We start from the raw sequence: 13,992 nt of genomic DNA, 5'->3' as shown, positions 1-13,992 counted from the left end.
TATGCATCGCATATTACGGAAATGCAGAGCAGCCGCAGGATTTACATTAATAGAAATCCTTGTCGCCCTGGTTATTCTTTCGATCTCCCTGGTAACTATAATGCAGCTCTTTTCAGGCGGACTGAAAGCCAGCAGAATAGCAGGCGATTATACCCAGGCCATATTTCTGGCCCGGGAAAAAATGGAGGAGCTGCTGCTGGATAAAGAGGACTCAACAGAGATAACAGAAGGAGATTTTAATAATGATTACAAATGGCAGGCCGAGATTACGCCTTTCAGCCTGACTGCCGGCGACGACAACAAGGTTCCGGTTGAGGTTTACGAAATTCAGGTATCGGTAAGCAGAAAGGATGATACAGGAAAGCAGGTTCTTCTGCAAACGTTGAAAACAGTCAAAAAAGAGGATGAAAGCTGACAAACCCGCTTAAAAATGAAAACGGTTTTACCCTTATAGAACTTCTTATCACCATTACTATTTTTGCAGTCAGTATCGCAATTGTATTCGGCGGGTTAAGAGTCGGGATCCGGGCCTGGGAAAAAGGGGAAGCCGATATTGATTATCGCCAGAGAAACCGGATTGTACTCGACCTGTTAAAACGCCAGATAAAATCAACCCATCTCTTCGAGATCCAAAAGGACGGGGAAAAATCGATACTCTTTAACGGAAAAAACAACTCCCTGGAGTTTGTCTCAGGAATAGCTTTAATGCCGGGAAGCCGGAAAGGGCTTGTGCATGTAAAATACACAGTGCAAAACAACCCAAAAACCGAAAAAAAGGAGCTTCAATTCTTTGAGGAAGTCAATCCTGTGCTTGCGCAGGATTCGGAAATCGATGATGAAGCAGAGTTTACACCCCTTCTGCCTGGGATTGAAGAACTTGATTTTGAGTATTTCGGTTCAACCGAAGATGATGAGCCCGGGGCATGGCATCCTGAATGGGACGCCGAACAGACAGGGGCATTGCCGGACGCTGTAAAATTGATACTGAAAACAGGCCCTGAAAAAGAAGCGATCAAAATAATTGCTCCTGTTTTAGCAGAAGCGGCCAAATGACCGAATTTAAAATTTTAAATAATAAAAACGGCATTGCGCTTTTTGTCGTATTATGGCTGGTTGCTCTGCTGGCGGTCATTGTGGGAGAGTTCTGCCATGCCATGCGAACCGAGATTAATATTACCCGTAACTTTAAAGAGAGCGCCGAAAGTTACTACATTGCGCTTGCAGGCATAAACAGGGCTGTGGCTGAATTATTAATCAGAAAACATTCCCGGCCTGAGGTTTTGCCGCCAGAGGAAGAAAGCGATGAAACTAATGAAACCGAATGGAGGGTCGGGGCTGATATTGCTCCTGTAGATTTTGGAACCGGAGCGTATAAAGTTACCATAACAAATGAAAGCGGGAAGATAAATATAAACAAAGCCGCTAAAAGCATGCTTATGATGCTCCTGAACACCTTTGATATTGATGAAAATGAAAAAGATGTCATAACCGACTCGATTCTTGACTGGCGGGACAAGGATAATCTTCACCATTTAAACGGCGCCGAAGATGACTATTACCAGTCCCTGGATAATCCCTATGAATGCAAAGACGCTGATTTTGATTCTGTCGAAGAACTTCTGCTGGTAAAGGGCATCACCAAGGCAATTTTTTACGGCGGACTTGAGAGTATGGTGACTATCTATTCCGAAACCGGCAAGATCAATATAAATGCCGCCTCCGAAAAGATGCTGCTCTCAATTCCGGGAATGACTGGACCTGCCGCGAAGGAAATAATAAAATATAGAGGCGAACAAAAGATTAAAAGTATAGCCGAATTAAACGATATCATAGATCCTGATATTTATTTAAGCATAAAATCATACATTGCACTCAATCTGTCACCCTTTTATACGATAGAATCTTTTGGCGGGATTGCAGGCAGCAGTATTAAGGAGGGAATAGGCGCTTTGATAAAAATAGATGCAGCCTCTGATAAGGGGTACCGTATTATTCGATGGACAGACTTTGTGGAGGATCAATTTGTTTTTTGAATCGAGTCTGGGAATAGATATCAGGGATAACTGCCTGGTTTTTGTGCATCTGAAAAAATCATTTAAAAAAATTGTCTTTGCAGAGCACGAAATATTTCCTGTGGAAACAGGTAAAAACGAAGATGAAAGCGGTAAAATTTATCCGGAGCTGATTCAAAATTTCATCAACAAAAACAGCATTAAACCTGATACCATTTTTCTGGGTCTGCCACGCAATACCGTTTTGCTGAAATATATTGAACTTCCTCTGGCGGTGAAAGAAAACCTTGAAAACACGCTGAAATATGAAATTGAAAAATATTTTCCTTTTGCTTCCGATGATATCTATTTCGATTTTCAGGTTATAGAAACAGACAACAGGAATAATAAAATTAATATTCTTGTTGTAGCCGTCAAAAAGAATATAGTCGACACCATTCTCGAAACCTGCCGCCAAGCAGGCTTGTATTTTTCCGGCATAGAGATAAGTTCAACAGCCCTGGTCAACTCATTATCTTATGACCGGCCCGCCGGCCATGATCATCCATATCTTGCCATTGCGGATATCCGCAGCGACCATATTGAACTTAACATAAAAAAAAGGGATATGCTTATATATTCCAAATATATTGAAGCAGATACAAAAAATCAGGATTTAACCGCGGAAATACTCATTAATGAACTGCATGCCGCAACCCTGATACTCCTCCCCAAAACAGATGAAACCGATAACAGGACGGACGAATTAAGCCTGACACTAACCGGGTCAGGCGCGGATGAGTACCTTTACAAATTAATCAAGGCAAAAGGAGCGGTGGATACGGTTTCCTATAACTCTCTAAGTGCTCATACGCTTCCGGCCGGGTTTGAAACAGCTTATGGACTTACAGTAAAAGGGGTTGCCGAAGCAGCCATTGATATCAACCTGGCTCCTGCAGGTTTTTTAAAAAAACCGGGCCGGGCCGGACGTAATATTTTCCTTATCCTCTTTATTTTATCCATTATATCCGCCGTTGGATGGTCGGGAAGTTCCCTTGTTAAAGCGAAGATTATAATTAACAGCCTGAATGCTGAAATCGCAGCTCTTAAACCAGAATTTAAACAAGTGGAGCATCTCCGGACAGAATTGAATGAGATCGAGAACAACCTGCAACACCTTAACAGGCTAAGCCATAATAACAGATCAATGCTTAAAATTATCAATACCCTTGCTACGCTTATACCCAAAACCGCATGGGTAAAAAATATTACATGCAAAAACGGAACAGTGGAGATAGAAGGTTATGCCGATACAGCATCAGGGCTTATTCCGGTTCTTGAGCAGTCTCCCATGTTTAGCGATGTAAGTTTTAAATCTACAATTGTTAAGGATAGAAGCGGTAAGGAAAGATTCAAAATAGGTATGTCTCTATCGATTTTCAAATAATTAATTTTACAAGGCCGGAGGGAGGAAGGCGTATTATAATACTCCGACGACCGATAACGCAGTGAAATTATTTTTATATGGAAATTGATAACTGAAACTGAATAATGAAACTGAAAATTAAAGCAGACAAAAAACGTAAATATCTTATCCTTTGCGGGATACTGCTCCTTATAATGACAATATACAAATATATTGTTCATCCGGCCTTTCTCTATGTGGACCGGTTAGGAGAAGAGATCGTATTAAAGCATAAAATGCTGTCAGGGTACAAGAAAGTAATATATGGGAAAACCGATCTGACTTATAAGCTGTCGTTCATCAAGAAAGAGCTTACCAGGGCCTGCGCAGGTCTGTTGAGCGGAAATACGCCGGCCCTGGCCTCGGTTGAAATTCAAAACAGGCTCAAAAAAATAGTTACAGAGAGCGGGGTCGAGCTTAAGAGCATGAAAATTCTTGATCCGGTTGTTACTGATTATTACACCATGCTGCCGGTTCAATATAATATTGTTTCAGACACCAGATCATTAAGGGATATGCTTTACAGGATCGAAAGTTCCCCCACTTACCTGATAATCAAGGAGCTTCGAGTAAGGGTGAGAAAAAAAAGAACACGCTTCCGGGATAAGCAGAATAATTATGAAATCAACTCAACCCTGACGATTACAGGATATATGAAAAAATAAAATGAAAACAAAATTTCTTCCTGTAAATATACTCCTGGCAATTATTGTAATCTTCATTTCGGTAAAAATAAGTGAAGTATGGCTGGGGACGGAAAAGGATACCTTTAAAATTGAACCTGCCAAAAAAACAAGTGGATATAGTAAAAGGCTAATAAAAAGAAAAAAAGCCTCCCTTAATTATTATCAAGCTTTTGTAGACCAGGACATTTTTAACCCGGACAGAAGAGCCGCCGCTTCAGGAGAAGCCGAAGCTAAAGAATATAAACCGAACACTAAATGTATTCTCTACGGAATACTTATATCCAATAACGACAAATCAGCATTAATTCTGGAAAAAAGGACTAAAGGGTTAAGAACCCGCAAAACGGCTGGACAAAAGCCGGAATGGGTTAAAACGGGTGAAAAGATAGGATCATATACCGTGGAGAAAATATTTCCGGATCGTGTAATTTTAACAGATCACAGCGTAAAGACGGAAATTCTTCTCAATGACCCGGACAACCCGAAACTAAGGAAAAAACCTCCGAAAAAATACAGAAAGATTAAAGGGAGAAAACCTGCGTATAAAAGGGCAAAGCTGCTGAATAGGCTCCCAAAACTGAAAAAAAGTGCTATCCGAAAAAAAGGTGCTTAATCTGTATGAATAATTATTCAAAAAAAAACAGAATATTCAAATTGATTTTTTTGCTTGCAGCCGTTGCTGTCGTTATACTCTGCCAGGCCTTAACAACATTCGCCGAACCGGCCGAAAGCCTGCAGAATCATCCTGCTTTAAAACTTATCCGTGGAAAAGGCGAGCCTATTCTGTCTAATGATGCAGACGATGCTGTTACGGCAGCAGAAAATGATTCACCCGGCAATGATAAAGGGATTGTATTTAACTTTGACGATGCTGATATTTTCGAGGTTATAAAGTCTTTTGGAGAGCTTTTGGGAATCAACTATGTTGTGGATCCTTCGATCAGCGGCACGGTTACAATCCATATATCCGAAAAACTGAATAAAAAAGATCTCTTGCCTGTTTTTTTTAAAATCCTGGAAATAAACGGACTGGCCGCTGTTAAAGAGAGCGGCATATACCAGATCACCACGGCCGATAATATCCCGCGCAAGTTAATCTCAAAAGAAAAAGGGATTAAAAAGCAGGATATTCTATTAAAAGGAGACATGTTGATTCAGGTCATACCTGTTAAATATGTTACTGCGGCCGAGGTGGAAAAAATAGTTCAGCCCTTCCTTTCCGCAGCCGGGTCAATATTTTCCCACGATCCGACCAACATCCTGCTTGTAGTCGACCGACTGGCTAATATCAAAAAAATCCTCATGATAACAGACGTTTTTGATGTGGACGTCTTTAAAAAATTGAATTTCAAATTATACCCCATAAAGAATGTGGACGCAAAAGATCTGAGTAAAAATCTTGACGATGCTTTTTCGGCAAGTTACATGAAAAGCAAAGATACCGGGATTAAATTTATTGTAATAGATCATCTTAATGCGATCCTGGCGGTAAGCTCCAAGCCGGACGTTTTTGCAACCGTTGACGAATTCATTAATGCAATCGATACGGATAGCCCGGATGTTGAACCAAGAATCTACGTTTATGCAGTCCAGAACGGTGCAGCCGAAAATCTCCATGACCTGCTGGAAGAAATTTTTAATAAAAAAGAACGTACCAAAACAGAAAAAAACGGCGCTGATAATGAGCCGGAAAAGAAAACCGCTCCCAGAAAACCGCTTAAAACCAACATTGAAAAAACAGGTTCCGGTTCGTTAAAGGGAGAGATCTATATTACAGCGGATGAAACAAGGAATGCTTTGATTATAGAAGCAATCCCCTCGGATTACAAAATTATAAAAAATCTGCTTGAGAAACTGGATGTGCTGCCCAGACAGGTCCTGATCGAATGCATGGTTGCGGAAGTGCAATTGGGCGACGGGTTGGAACTCGGCATTGATTGGAGTTACTCAACCTTACGTTCTGAATCATCAAAAGGGATGGGAGGAACCGAGACAGCCATAGATGTCGCCGCCGGCGCCGCCGGTATTAAGCAGGGACTTAAATATGTAATCGAAAAAAGCGATAAGCTGGTGATGACCCTGCATACCCTCGCAGAAGACAACAAAGTGAATGTACTCTCGACCCCCTCGGTTTTAGCTTCCGATAATAAAGAAGCGAAAATCGAAATTACTACGGAACAGCCTATTTCCACGGCAGAATACACCCATACCGGGGACTCGGACGTGATAGAGACCTCGATAGAATACCGTGACACCGGCATTATCCTTACAGTTATGCCGCACATCAATGAACGCGGGCTGGTGACCATGGATGTAAAGCAGGAGGTAAGTGAAGTCATGGAGGACTATGTTACCGTTGGAAGTGGGGGATCGTATCCTGTTTTTTTTAAAAGAGCGGCGGAAACGACCTTGACCGTGCAGAACAAGCAGACTATCGTCATCGGAGGGCTGATAAGACAAAAAAGAGATCGTGTAAGAAGAGGGATCCCTTTTCTGGTCAATATACCTGTTTTAGGTTTTATTTTCGGATATACCAAGGATGAAATCTCGAAAACAGAGCTTATGATAGTCCTTACACCCACAGTTATTATCAATTCGGACGATGTGGATCATGTAACCAAAGAATTCAAGCAAAAGCTCGGCAAACTGAAAGAGGAGTTGAAAGGGACGGAGCAGTTCCAGGAATGACAGGTGTCAAGGTTTTACCTTCGTTCCCAAACAGAGCCTGGGAACGAAGGTAAACTTGTTGAATAACAGGTTTCGGGTGTCAGGTTTCAGGATAGAGGTAGTCGCGCAGTCCGGATGCGCGCTCGATTCTACGTGAAATTGCGGCTTTCAGGACTGCCTCCGTTCCAAGTATCGTCAGGCTCTGCCTGGCCCTTGTAATCCCGGTGTATATCAGCTCCCTGGTCAGCACAGGCGTATCCTTTTCAGGCAGGATCATAAGGACATCGTCAAATTCGGAGCCCTGACTCTTGTGAACCGTCATGGCAAAGACCGTTTCATGCTCCGGCAGGATCCATGGTAAAAACCGCCGTGCGCCCCCTGAATGATCCGAAAAAAAGGCATACAGCCGATCAGTTTTTGAGCCGTAGGCTGGCATGATGATCCCGATGTCGCCGTTGAAAAGCTGAAGGTTATAGTCATTCCTGGTGATTAAAACAGGCCGGCCAGGGTACCATGGGTCCGATGATCTATTATTCGGTTTAATAAGACCCTCATCAAACAGAATCTGCTCCGCAATCCGGTTTAAAAAGAAAACACCAAAAGGACCTTGTTTAACCGGAGATAAAATTTTAAACGCTTTTAGCTTTGCTATGGCTTCATCCGGATCATCAGTTTCCAGGAAACCGGAAAAGCCCTTAACAACAGATTCTTTTAAATTATCATGAAGCTCTAAAATATCATAAGGGCCCTGGGCCGGGGCCTGATTTATCTTTTTCCATATAACACCCTCCCCTTTTTTTAATGCCGCCAGAGCTCCGGCTGCATCGCCGTTCTTGACACAGCGGCTCAATTTTCCGATTCCGCTATTTTCCGAAAACCGATAATTCTTCTTTAAATCGATAATCGCATTACGAATGGGAGAAGCGCCGGTATCGCCGTGGCTGCTAATATCGCCCAGCACGGAGCCGGACTCCACGGAAGCAAGCTGGTCCTTGTCTCCCACAAGCACGAGCCTTGCCTTGTCCGGCACAGCCTGCACAAGTTTGGACATCAGTGCCAGATCGACCATTGAAGCTTCATCAATAATAACAAGATCGGCTAAAAGGGGGTTATCGGAATTATGCCGGAAATAAGGGGAATTAGGAATGGTACCCAGCATCCTGTGGATGGTGAATGTTTCCGTGGGGATGGCGTCCCTGATATGCCTGATAGAATCGGGATAGTCGATTTGTTCTTTAAAAGCTGTTATCGATTCGGAGAGCCTGGCCGCGGCTTTTCCGGTAGGCGCGGCCATCAAAATTTTAAACCGCCCGCCTTTTGCAAGCGCAAGGAGGATGGCTATAATCTTTGTAATAACAGTGGTTTTACCTGTTCCAGGGCCTCCTGTTATGACGGTAAAATTGTTAAAAACAACATTAATCAAAGCCGCCCGCTGCCGGTCACCTGCCTGTTCCTGCCCAGGGAACAACCAGGCGAGAGTCTTGTTTAAAAAATCAAAATTTATCCTGTCACAAATTTTATTGCAGGATTGCGGAAGAACTCTACTCCTGATGGAATCCGCCAGCTTTTTCTCATACTCCCAGTAACGATAGAGATAGAGCCTGTCATCGTCCATGATAAGCGGGCAATAATCACCGGGACGGCCTACAGCGGAAATGGAAAGAAGCTTTTTGCGCCAGGTTGAAATTTCAGGGCAAACAACCGGGGGAGCTTTTTCTGCACTTTCGGCCTGATACATTTCAGTAAGCGCCCGGCCGGCAAATGATGCCAGATCCAGGCAAACGTTCCCGTCTCCCGTGACATTGCTGACAAGCGCTGCCCCCAGTAAGATATCCGGATCATTATTTTCGGAAATTCGCGCAATAAAATTTGCGAACCTTATATCTATTGAATTAAATAATCCGGAATACTCAAATACGCCCGCACCCATGGCGCTTACAAATCTGATTCACTCTTAAAACGCCGGGCCATCCGGTCACAACGCCTGTCGACCCAGTCCTGCATTTCCGAGATCTGCTCCTCAGTCAGTTTACGAAATCTTCCCTGGGGCTTAAGATAATCTTTCACCGGAACACGCTTATCCTTATTAAGCAGCACCCTGAGACTCTTTTTCTTGACCTCCATGCGGCCGTTCACCTGTTTCCACAAAATAAAAAAACCTGATTTAACAGCCAGATTTCCAATTTTTACGGTCTCGGAAACATCAAAACGCCATCCGGGCGCGCACGGTGAAAGTATATGAATATACTTGGGGCCGTGAATCGCTTTAGCCTCCATAAATGTATTGTATACATCAACAGGATCGGTTGCAAGACAGGTTGCCGCATAAGGTATATCATGTGCCGCAATTATCTGGGCGACATCCTTTTTATGCATATGTTTGCCCAGGGGAGTTGTCGTTGTCATCGTGTACTTCGGCGTCGAAGAACTGCGCTGGGTGCCCGTGTTCATATAGCCTTCATTATCATAGCAGGCATAGATAAAATTAGTATTACGCTCTATGGCGCCGCTCAGGGCCTGGATGCCGATATCCACGGTACCGCCGTCACCGGCCCATGTTAAAACGTTGATATCCTTTTTGCCGAGGGATTCATACCCTGCGACTATGCCGGCTGCTGCGGAAGCGCCGGCCGCAAAGGCCATATTAATATAAGGCACTGCCGGTGATGTTTTAGGCCACAGGCCGATATATACATTGGCGCAGCATGCCGGAGATACAATAACAGTCCTCGCACCCAGAGCCTTCAATGCCCATCTCAAAGCCAGGACAGAGGAACAGCCTGCGCATGCCGAACTGCCTGCCAAAAATAATTCCGGCTTTGTGCTTTCGATTTTTATCAATTCCTTAACTGAAACCATACTCCTATGCTCCAATCTTCAGCCCCATCCATACAGTGCCGTGCTGACATGTTTCATCGGTGGGATATTCATTCTTGTTTTTAATACGCAACAATTTTTCATAGAGTCCGATCTGATCTTCAACCGTAACATTACGTCCGCCAATTCCCCAAATGCACGGAAGGGCATTTACCTTTCGCCTGGCTCGACACAATAAGGACATTACTTCGGTCGATATCGGACCACCCGTGGGATTACCAAAGGCCGTACCCCGGTCTGCTACTCCTATCACCTCAACCACGCCATTAAAAAGCTCAAGCAACTCATCAGTTGGAAACGGCCTGATGTATCTAAGTTTTAATGATCCGACCTTTTGCCCTTTAGCACGCAACTGATCCACTGCAATCTTGTTCTGCTCTGCCAGCGCGCCGTAAGCAATCACCACCACATCTGCGTCTTCACAGCAATATAGTTCCACAAGGCCATTGTAATCTCTGGCAAACTCCGTATTAAAATCCTGAATTGTCTTTTTTATTTTTTCTTTCGATTTAACCATGGCATCCTGAATCAAAAAGCGGAAATCAAGATACTCTTGTTCCGGCATGACTAGATTACCATGGGTGATAGGATTGTCAGGGTCCAGATTAAGATGACCCCACCCGGCTTTTGGCGGCGGAGGCAAAAAATCATCAATCAGTTTCTGGGAAGGAATTCGCACCGGTTTGCTGGTATGACTCTGAACAAACCCCCCATAAACAATAAAATAAGGCAAATTAATTTCAGGATTTTCCGCTATTTTATAAGCCATCAGAATCGAATCGAATATCTCCTGATGGGTCGAGGCGAACTGTATAATCCAGCCGCAATCCCGAATTGAAAGAATATCGGTATAATCAGCCCAAATATTCCACGGAGGGGCAATTCCACGACTGGCAATAGTAGCCACAATCGGAAGCCTCGAAGAAGAGACCCAGTGAAGCATCTCTGTCATGTAGAGCAAGCCCTGGCCGGAAGTAGCGGAAAACGACCTGGCGCCTGTCATGGAACTTCCCACCAGCGCCGCCATAACCGAGTGTTCAGACTCCACCCGGATATAATTGGCATCCAGCTCCTTCTTATCAACAAATTCAGACAGTTTTTCAACAACAGTTGTTTGAGGTGTAATCGGGTACGCGCTTACAACATTAACCTTGGAACATTTAGCTCCCCAGGCAGCCGCGTAATTGCCCGACATAATAATTGTCTGTTCTTTTTCCTGTTCATTATTCATTTTTTTTTCATCCTAACTCTATCTGGGTCTCAATTTTTTATACGCTTTTTTAAAAATTTATTTATCAGAAATATAGATTTTCAGATAATTACCTGATTTTAAAATTTGGCACAAGGATAGAAGGAAAAACCTGGGGGGAGGCGTACTGGTAGTACGTTGACCGAAGATTTTGACCGATAACCAAGTAAAATTATTTATGTGAAAATCGATAATTATTCCTGCTCCCGAACCATACCCAATGCCTTTTTAGGACACACCGTGACACAGATTCCGCACCCTTTACAATAGGTATAATCAATTTCGGGAATCGACTCCTCTTTATATATAATAACCCCATCCGGACAATATAAATAACAGATCCCGCATTTTATGCATACTTCAGCATCCAGTACCGGACGAAAGGTTCTCCATTCGCCGGTTGCGCCTATGCTCCCTTTACACGGAACAGAAACCGGAACAGCCGGCATTTCCCTCCATGAAGAATAACCGGAAGATGCTGCCGGTTTATTATCTGGTTTTCCCATTTCTCAAATATTCCTCCCTGCTATAGATTTTCAGATAATTACCCGATTTTAAAATTTGGCACAAAGATAGAGGTTGTAGAGACGCAAAATTTTGCGTCTCTACTCCGACGACCGATAACGCATTGAAATTATTTATTTGAAAATCTATAGATACAGTTTTTAATATACCCTTACGGTTTTTTCATATGCCAACTTAATAGATTCAATATTCTTTTCAGCTTTGGCTTTCCACTTGTTTTTCAGGACTGTTTCTATTGAATCCATCGATACAAGATTAGTGGCCCCGGAAAAGGCGCCCAGAATAGGCACATTTACCAGCGGGAAACCCTCAAGTGTCAAATCAAGCCTCATTGCGATGCTGGTTCCGGGAAACGTATAAAGTTCTATATTTTTGGAAAGACCGCTATTTTCATTTAAACTTTCAGCATTCACAATTACTTTACAATTTTTTTTTGGAATCGCACTTATAATAGGCGGCAATTTTAACATTGCTTCGTCAAAAACCAGCACCACATCAGGATTTGTGACAGCGGAAATGGTGCGAATATCGTCCTGTGAAATTATTAAAAAGGCCCGGATAGGCGCCCCGCGCCGTTCAGCTCCAATCTGCGGGACAGACATGACGTCCTTGTATCCGTCTTCGAAAGCCGCTTCAGCAAGGAGCTGACAGGCGGTGATGCCCCCCTGGCCTCCCCGGCTGAAAAAAGTGACCTCATTATTGGGCAGTTTAGTTTTTTCAATAACCATATAACCTCTCCTATGATATGATATGAGACCCTCTTTGGTATGTGTATCATCGCATACCGCAAGAGAATAAACATAACATATCACTCATAATATGTCAAAATAATATTTGCTTCTCTAAAACAGCGAAGTAGGGATAATGTAACTTATCATAACACATGGATAACCGATTTTACCTTGACCAGGAAAAATGTATATATAATCATGCGTGGCGGTCGGGCTTGCTGGAAAATAGAAAATGAGACCTTCAACACCCTTAAAAATCAGGGCTATAATCTTGAACACAATTACGGGCTTGGGGAAAAATATTTAGCTCCAGTTTTTACAATGCTAATGATGCTGGCTTTTCTTGTCGATCAAACTCAGCAACTGTGCTGCCCTTTATTTCAGTCCGTATGGAAAAAAACAGGAAACAAAAGTTCCTTATGGGAAAAGATAAGATCTTATTTTAAATGCTTCATAGTTAAATCAATGGAGGCTGTTTTTAGGGCATTACTCTATGGCATATAAACTCAACTCCTGGAACAACTGATTGATATGCATAACACTTCCTAATGCATCTGCTGCAGTTTGTGGCTGCAAAGCATTATTTTCAATTACTTCTAATAGGCCAAAAAATATTAATGTGAGGGCTGATGGATAGCTATGTGCTTGAATTGACAATTTTGGTCTAAGCTCATGTGTATAGCGAAATTTTATATGGCATTTATGGTTTATTGTTGTTTTTTAGAGTATTATATTACATAAATTCCCGACAATTTGGATGCTGATGAGGATATCCTCTAAAGAACGCTTTACGTCGGGAATTGCGGCCAATTGTTCAATGCAGCGATTGAAAAAAAAATCAATTTTTCTGGGAGAAATGCTGACAATGTATTTGGCAACGGTATTGACATAAAGTACCTTTGAATTCAGGCGCATAAGTCTCGCGGAGTTTTTCGCCTCGCTTACAGCTTGGTAAGATTCAAATAGTGTAACGCCCATGCTGTCAAAATATTGTAACGGTTTTAGGGAAGGTATTCCGCGGCCGTACCCCGTCCTGAAAATCTTATGAATACCCCGCCTTTGGGACAAAATTTGGTTGCTGAATTCAGTCCGAATGAGCGTTACAGTATTTTGCAACTTTTCGCTGAAAAGACCCGTTACACTATTTGAATCGTATCACAGCTACCATTTTTTACCTGATATGCATTGAAGCCACACATGCTCATAAGGAGTTCATCAGTGAGCAATAAATCGGTCATTTGATCCATTTTTTTGATTGACCCGACGACTTTCATTAAGTAAACGAGAAGTATCTGCGCAAAAGGGATATTTTTTCTTCGTTGATTTTTTGGATCAAGATGTTCCAGAAAAGGAAATACTTGAATGCCCTGCAGATAATTGAAGAAGGAATCAAACAAGGTAGCCTCATCCATTGGGATAGACCACGTCCATTTCGTGGCGATGAAAAAGATGGCCTGCAATCTTGCCGTCATCCCGCTCTGCGGTGTGCCAAAAAAGTTGTTCATAGAGTATGTTTTGTAATTGTTCCCTCGAAGCCATGCAAAATATTAATCACAAATTGGAGAGCATGCCAAACAAGAGGTCGCCAAATTTTTAATGATTTCAAGTAGTTATTGTCGCCTCCCGTTGGACATAGAAGCGCTTTTATTATTTGATGCATACCCCTCTTCCATGGTTTGCGTGTGATTGTGCACTCACGCCCTCCTGGACAACTGAGAACCGTCTTGCAGGACAGAATTAAAAAATACGATGCAAAATCAACATGTTGATTTTTTTTAAAAAATGAGTTTTTTTTCGATCC

13 protein-coding genes are annotated in these 13,992 nt (G+C 42.7%); 7 read left to right on the top strand and 6 right to left on the bottom strand.

What is annotated here, in order from left to right; all coding sequences use genetic code 11:
- Nucleotide 1 precedes the first annotated feature (1 nt).
- The 7 genes from BuS5_RS16320 to gspD all read left to right on the top strand — a co-directional run bounded on the left by BuS5_RS16320 (nt 2) and on the right by gspD (nt 6,830).
- Nucleotides 2-415: a type II secretion system protein gene (locus BuS5_RS16320; RefSeq protein ID WP_027354094.1), complete on the top strand. Its 414-nt coding sequence runs from the start codon at nt 2-4 to the stop codon at nt 413-415.
- Complete coding sequence (locus BuS5_RS20255) at nt 412-1,053, top strand: type II secretion system protein GspJ (RefSeq protein ID WP_338000292.1); 642 nt, start codon at nt 412-414, stop codon at nt 1,051-1,053. The genes BuS5_RS16320 and BuS5_RS20255 overlap by 4 nt, the downstream gene beginning before the upstream one ends.
- Entirely contained in the window at nt 1,050-2,033 is a 984-nt protein-coding gene (locus BuS5_RS16310; RefSeq protein ID WP_027354096.1) for a general secretion pathway protein GspK, read from the top strand. Before BuS5_RS20255 ends, BuS5_RS16310 begins: the two co-directional genes overlap by 4 nt.
- Nucleotides 2,023-3,438, top strand: coding sequence for a pilus assembly protein PilM (gene pilM, locus BuS5_RS16305; RefSeq protein ID WP_027354097.1), 1,416 nt, complete (start codon nt 2,023-2,025; stop codon nt 3,436-3,438). The genes BuS5_RS16310 and pilM overlap by 11 nt, the downstream gene beginning before the upstream one ends.
- Nucleotides 3,439-3,542: 104 nt before the next feature.
- Nucleotides 3,543-4,121 (top strand): type II secretion system protein GspM, encoded by a 579-nt coding sequence (gspM, locus tag BuS5_RS16300; protein ID WP_027354098.1) that lies wholly within the window; start codon nt 3,543-3,545, stop codon nt 4,119-4,121.
- Between the two features lies 1 nt (nt 4,122).
- Complete coding sequence (locus BuS5_RS16295) at nt 4,123-4,755, top strand: hypothetical protein (protein ID WP_027354099.1); 633 nt, start codon at nt 4,123-4,125, stop codon at nt 4,753-4,755.
- Between the two features lie 5 nt (nt 4,756-4,760).
- Entirely contained in the window at nt 4,761-6,830 is a 2,070-nt protein-coding gene (gspD, locus tag BuS5_RS16290; RefSeq protein ID WP_027354100.1) for a type II secretion system secretin GspD, read from the top strand.
- Between the two features lie 79 nt (nt 6,831-6,909).
- On the opposite strand, the gene recD is transcribed toward gspD, so the two are convergent.
- The 6 genes from recD to BuS5_RS16260 all read right to left on the bottom strand — a co-directional run bounded on the left by recD (nt 6,910) and on the right by BuS5_RS16260 (nt 13,696).
- Entirely contained in the window at nt 6,910-8,739 is a 1,830-nt protein-coding gene (recD, locus tag BuS5_RS16285; protein WP_027354101.1) for an exodeoxyribonuclease V subunit alpha, read from the bottom strand.
- 5 nt (nt 8,740-8,744) lie between these two features.
- Complete coding sequence (locus BuS5_RS16280) at nt 8,745-9,668, bottom strand: thiamine pyrophosphate-dependent enzyme (RefSeq protein WP_084446012.1); 924 nt, start codon at nt 9,666-9,668, stop codon at nt 8,745-8,747.
- Nucleotides 9,669-9,672: 4 nt separating this feature from the next.
- Nucleotides 9,673-10,917, bottom strand: a complete 1,245-nt coding sequence (locus BuS5_RS16275) for a hypothetical protein (RefSeq protein ID WP_051374818.1) — start codon at nt 10,915-10,917, stop codon at nt 9,673-9,675.
- Between the two features lie 212 nt (nt 10,918-11,129).
- Nucleotides 11,130-11,441: a 4Fe-4S binding protein gene (locus tag BuS5_RS16270; RefSeq protein WP_198012260.1), complete on the bottom strand. Its 312-nt coding sequence runs from the start codon at nt 11,439-11,441 to the stop codon at nt 11,130-11,132.
- Between the two features lie 159 nt (nt 11,442-11,600).
- Nucleotides 11,601-12,188: a 2-oxoacid:acceptor oxidoreductase family protein gene (locus BuS5_RS16265; protein WP_035265547.1), complete on the bottom strand. Its 588-nt coding sequence runs from the start codon at nt 12,186-12,188 to the stop codon at nt 11,601-11,603.
- A 1,139-nt stretch (nt 12,189-13,327) separates the two neighbouring features.
- The gene (locus BuS5_RS16260; protein ID WP_274427812.1) at nt 13,328-13,696 is read right to left on the bottom strand and encodes a hypothetical protein; all 369 of its coding nucleotides are present in this window, start codon (nt 13,694-13,696) and stop codon (nt 13,328-13,330) included.
- Between the last annotated feature and the right edge of the window lie 296 nt (nt 13,697-13,992).

This window comes from Desulfosarcina sp. BuS5, from assembly GCF_028752835.1.
In the GTDB taxonomy this organism is placed as follows: domain Bacteria; phylum Desulfobacterota; class Desulfobacteria; order Desulfobacterales; family BuS5; genus BuS5.
The sequence above is the reverse complement of the archived record's forward strand: the minus strand, read 5'-3'. Positions and strand labels throughout refer to the sequence as shown.

Bases quoted from the DNA above. Each gene is read 5' to 3' on its own strand.
- BuS5_RS16270 (WP_198012260.1), bottom strand. From the start codon at position 11,441: ATGGGAAAACCAGATAATAAACCGGCAGCATCTTCCGGTTATTCTTCA.
- gspM (WP_027354098.1), top strand. From the start codon at position 3,543: ATGAAACTGAAAATTAAAGCAGACAAAAAACGTAAATATCTTATCCTT.
- BuS5_RS16265 (WP_035265547.1), bottom strand. From the start codon at position 12,188: ATGGTTATTGAAAAAACTAAACTGCCCAATAATGAGGTCACTTTTTTC.
- gspD (WP_027354100.1), top strand. From the start codon at position 4,761: ATGAATAATTATTCAAAAAAAAACAGAATATTCAAATTGATTTTTTTG.
- BuS5_RS16280 (WP_084446012.1), bottom strand. From the start codon at position 9,668: ATGGTTTCAGTTAAGGAATTGATAAAAATCGAAAGCACAAAGCCGGAA.
- BuS5_RS16275 (WP_051374818.1), bottom strand. From the start codon at position 10,917: ATGAATAATGAACAGGAAAAAGAACAGACAATTATTATGTCGGGCAAT.
- BuS5_RS16260 (WP_274427812.1), bottom strand. From the start codon at position 13,696: ATGAACAACTTTTTTGGCACACCGCAGAGCGGGATGACGGCAAGATTG.
- BuS5_RS16295 (WP_027354099.1), top strand. From the start codon at position 4,123: ATGAAAACAAAATTTCTTCCTGTAAATATACTCCTGGCAATTATTGTA.
- recD (WP_027354101.1), bottom strand. From the start codon at position 8,739: ATGGGTGCGGGCGTATTTGAGTATTCCGGATTATTTAATTCAATAGAT.
- BuS5_RS16320 (WP_027354094.1), top strand. From the start codon at position 2: ATGCATCGCATATTACGGAAATGCAGAGCAGCCGCAGGATTTACATTA.
- BuS5_RS16310 (WP_027354096.1), top strand. From the start codon at position 1,050: ATGACCGAATTTAAAATTTTAAATAATAAAAACGGCATTGCGCTTTTT.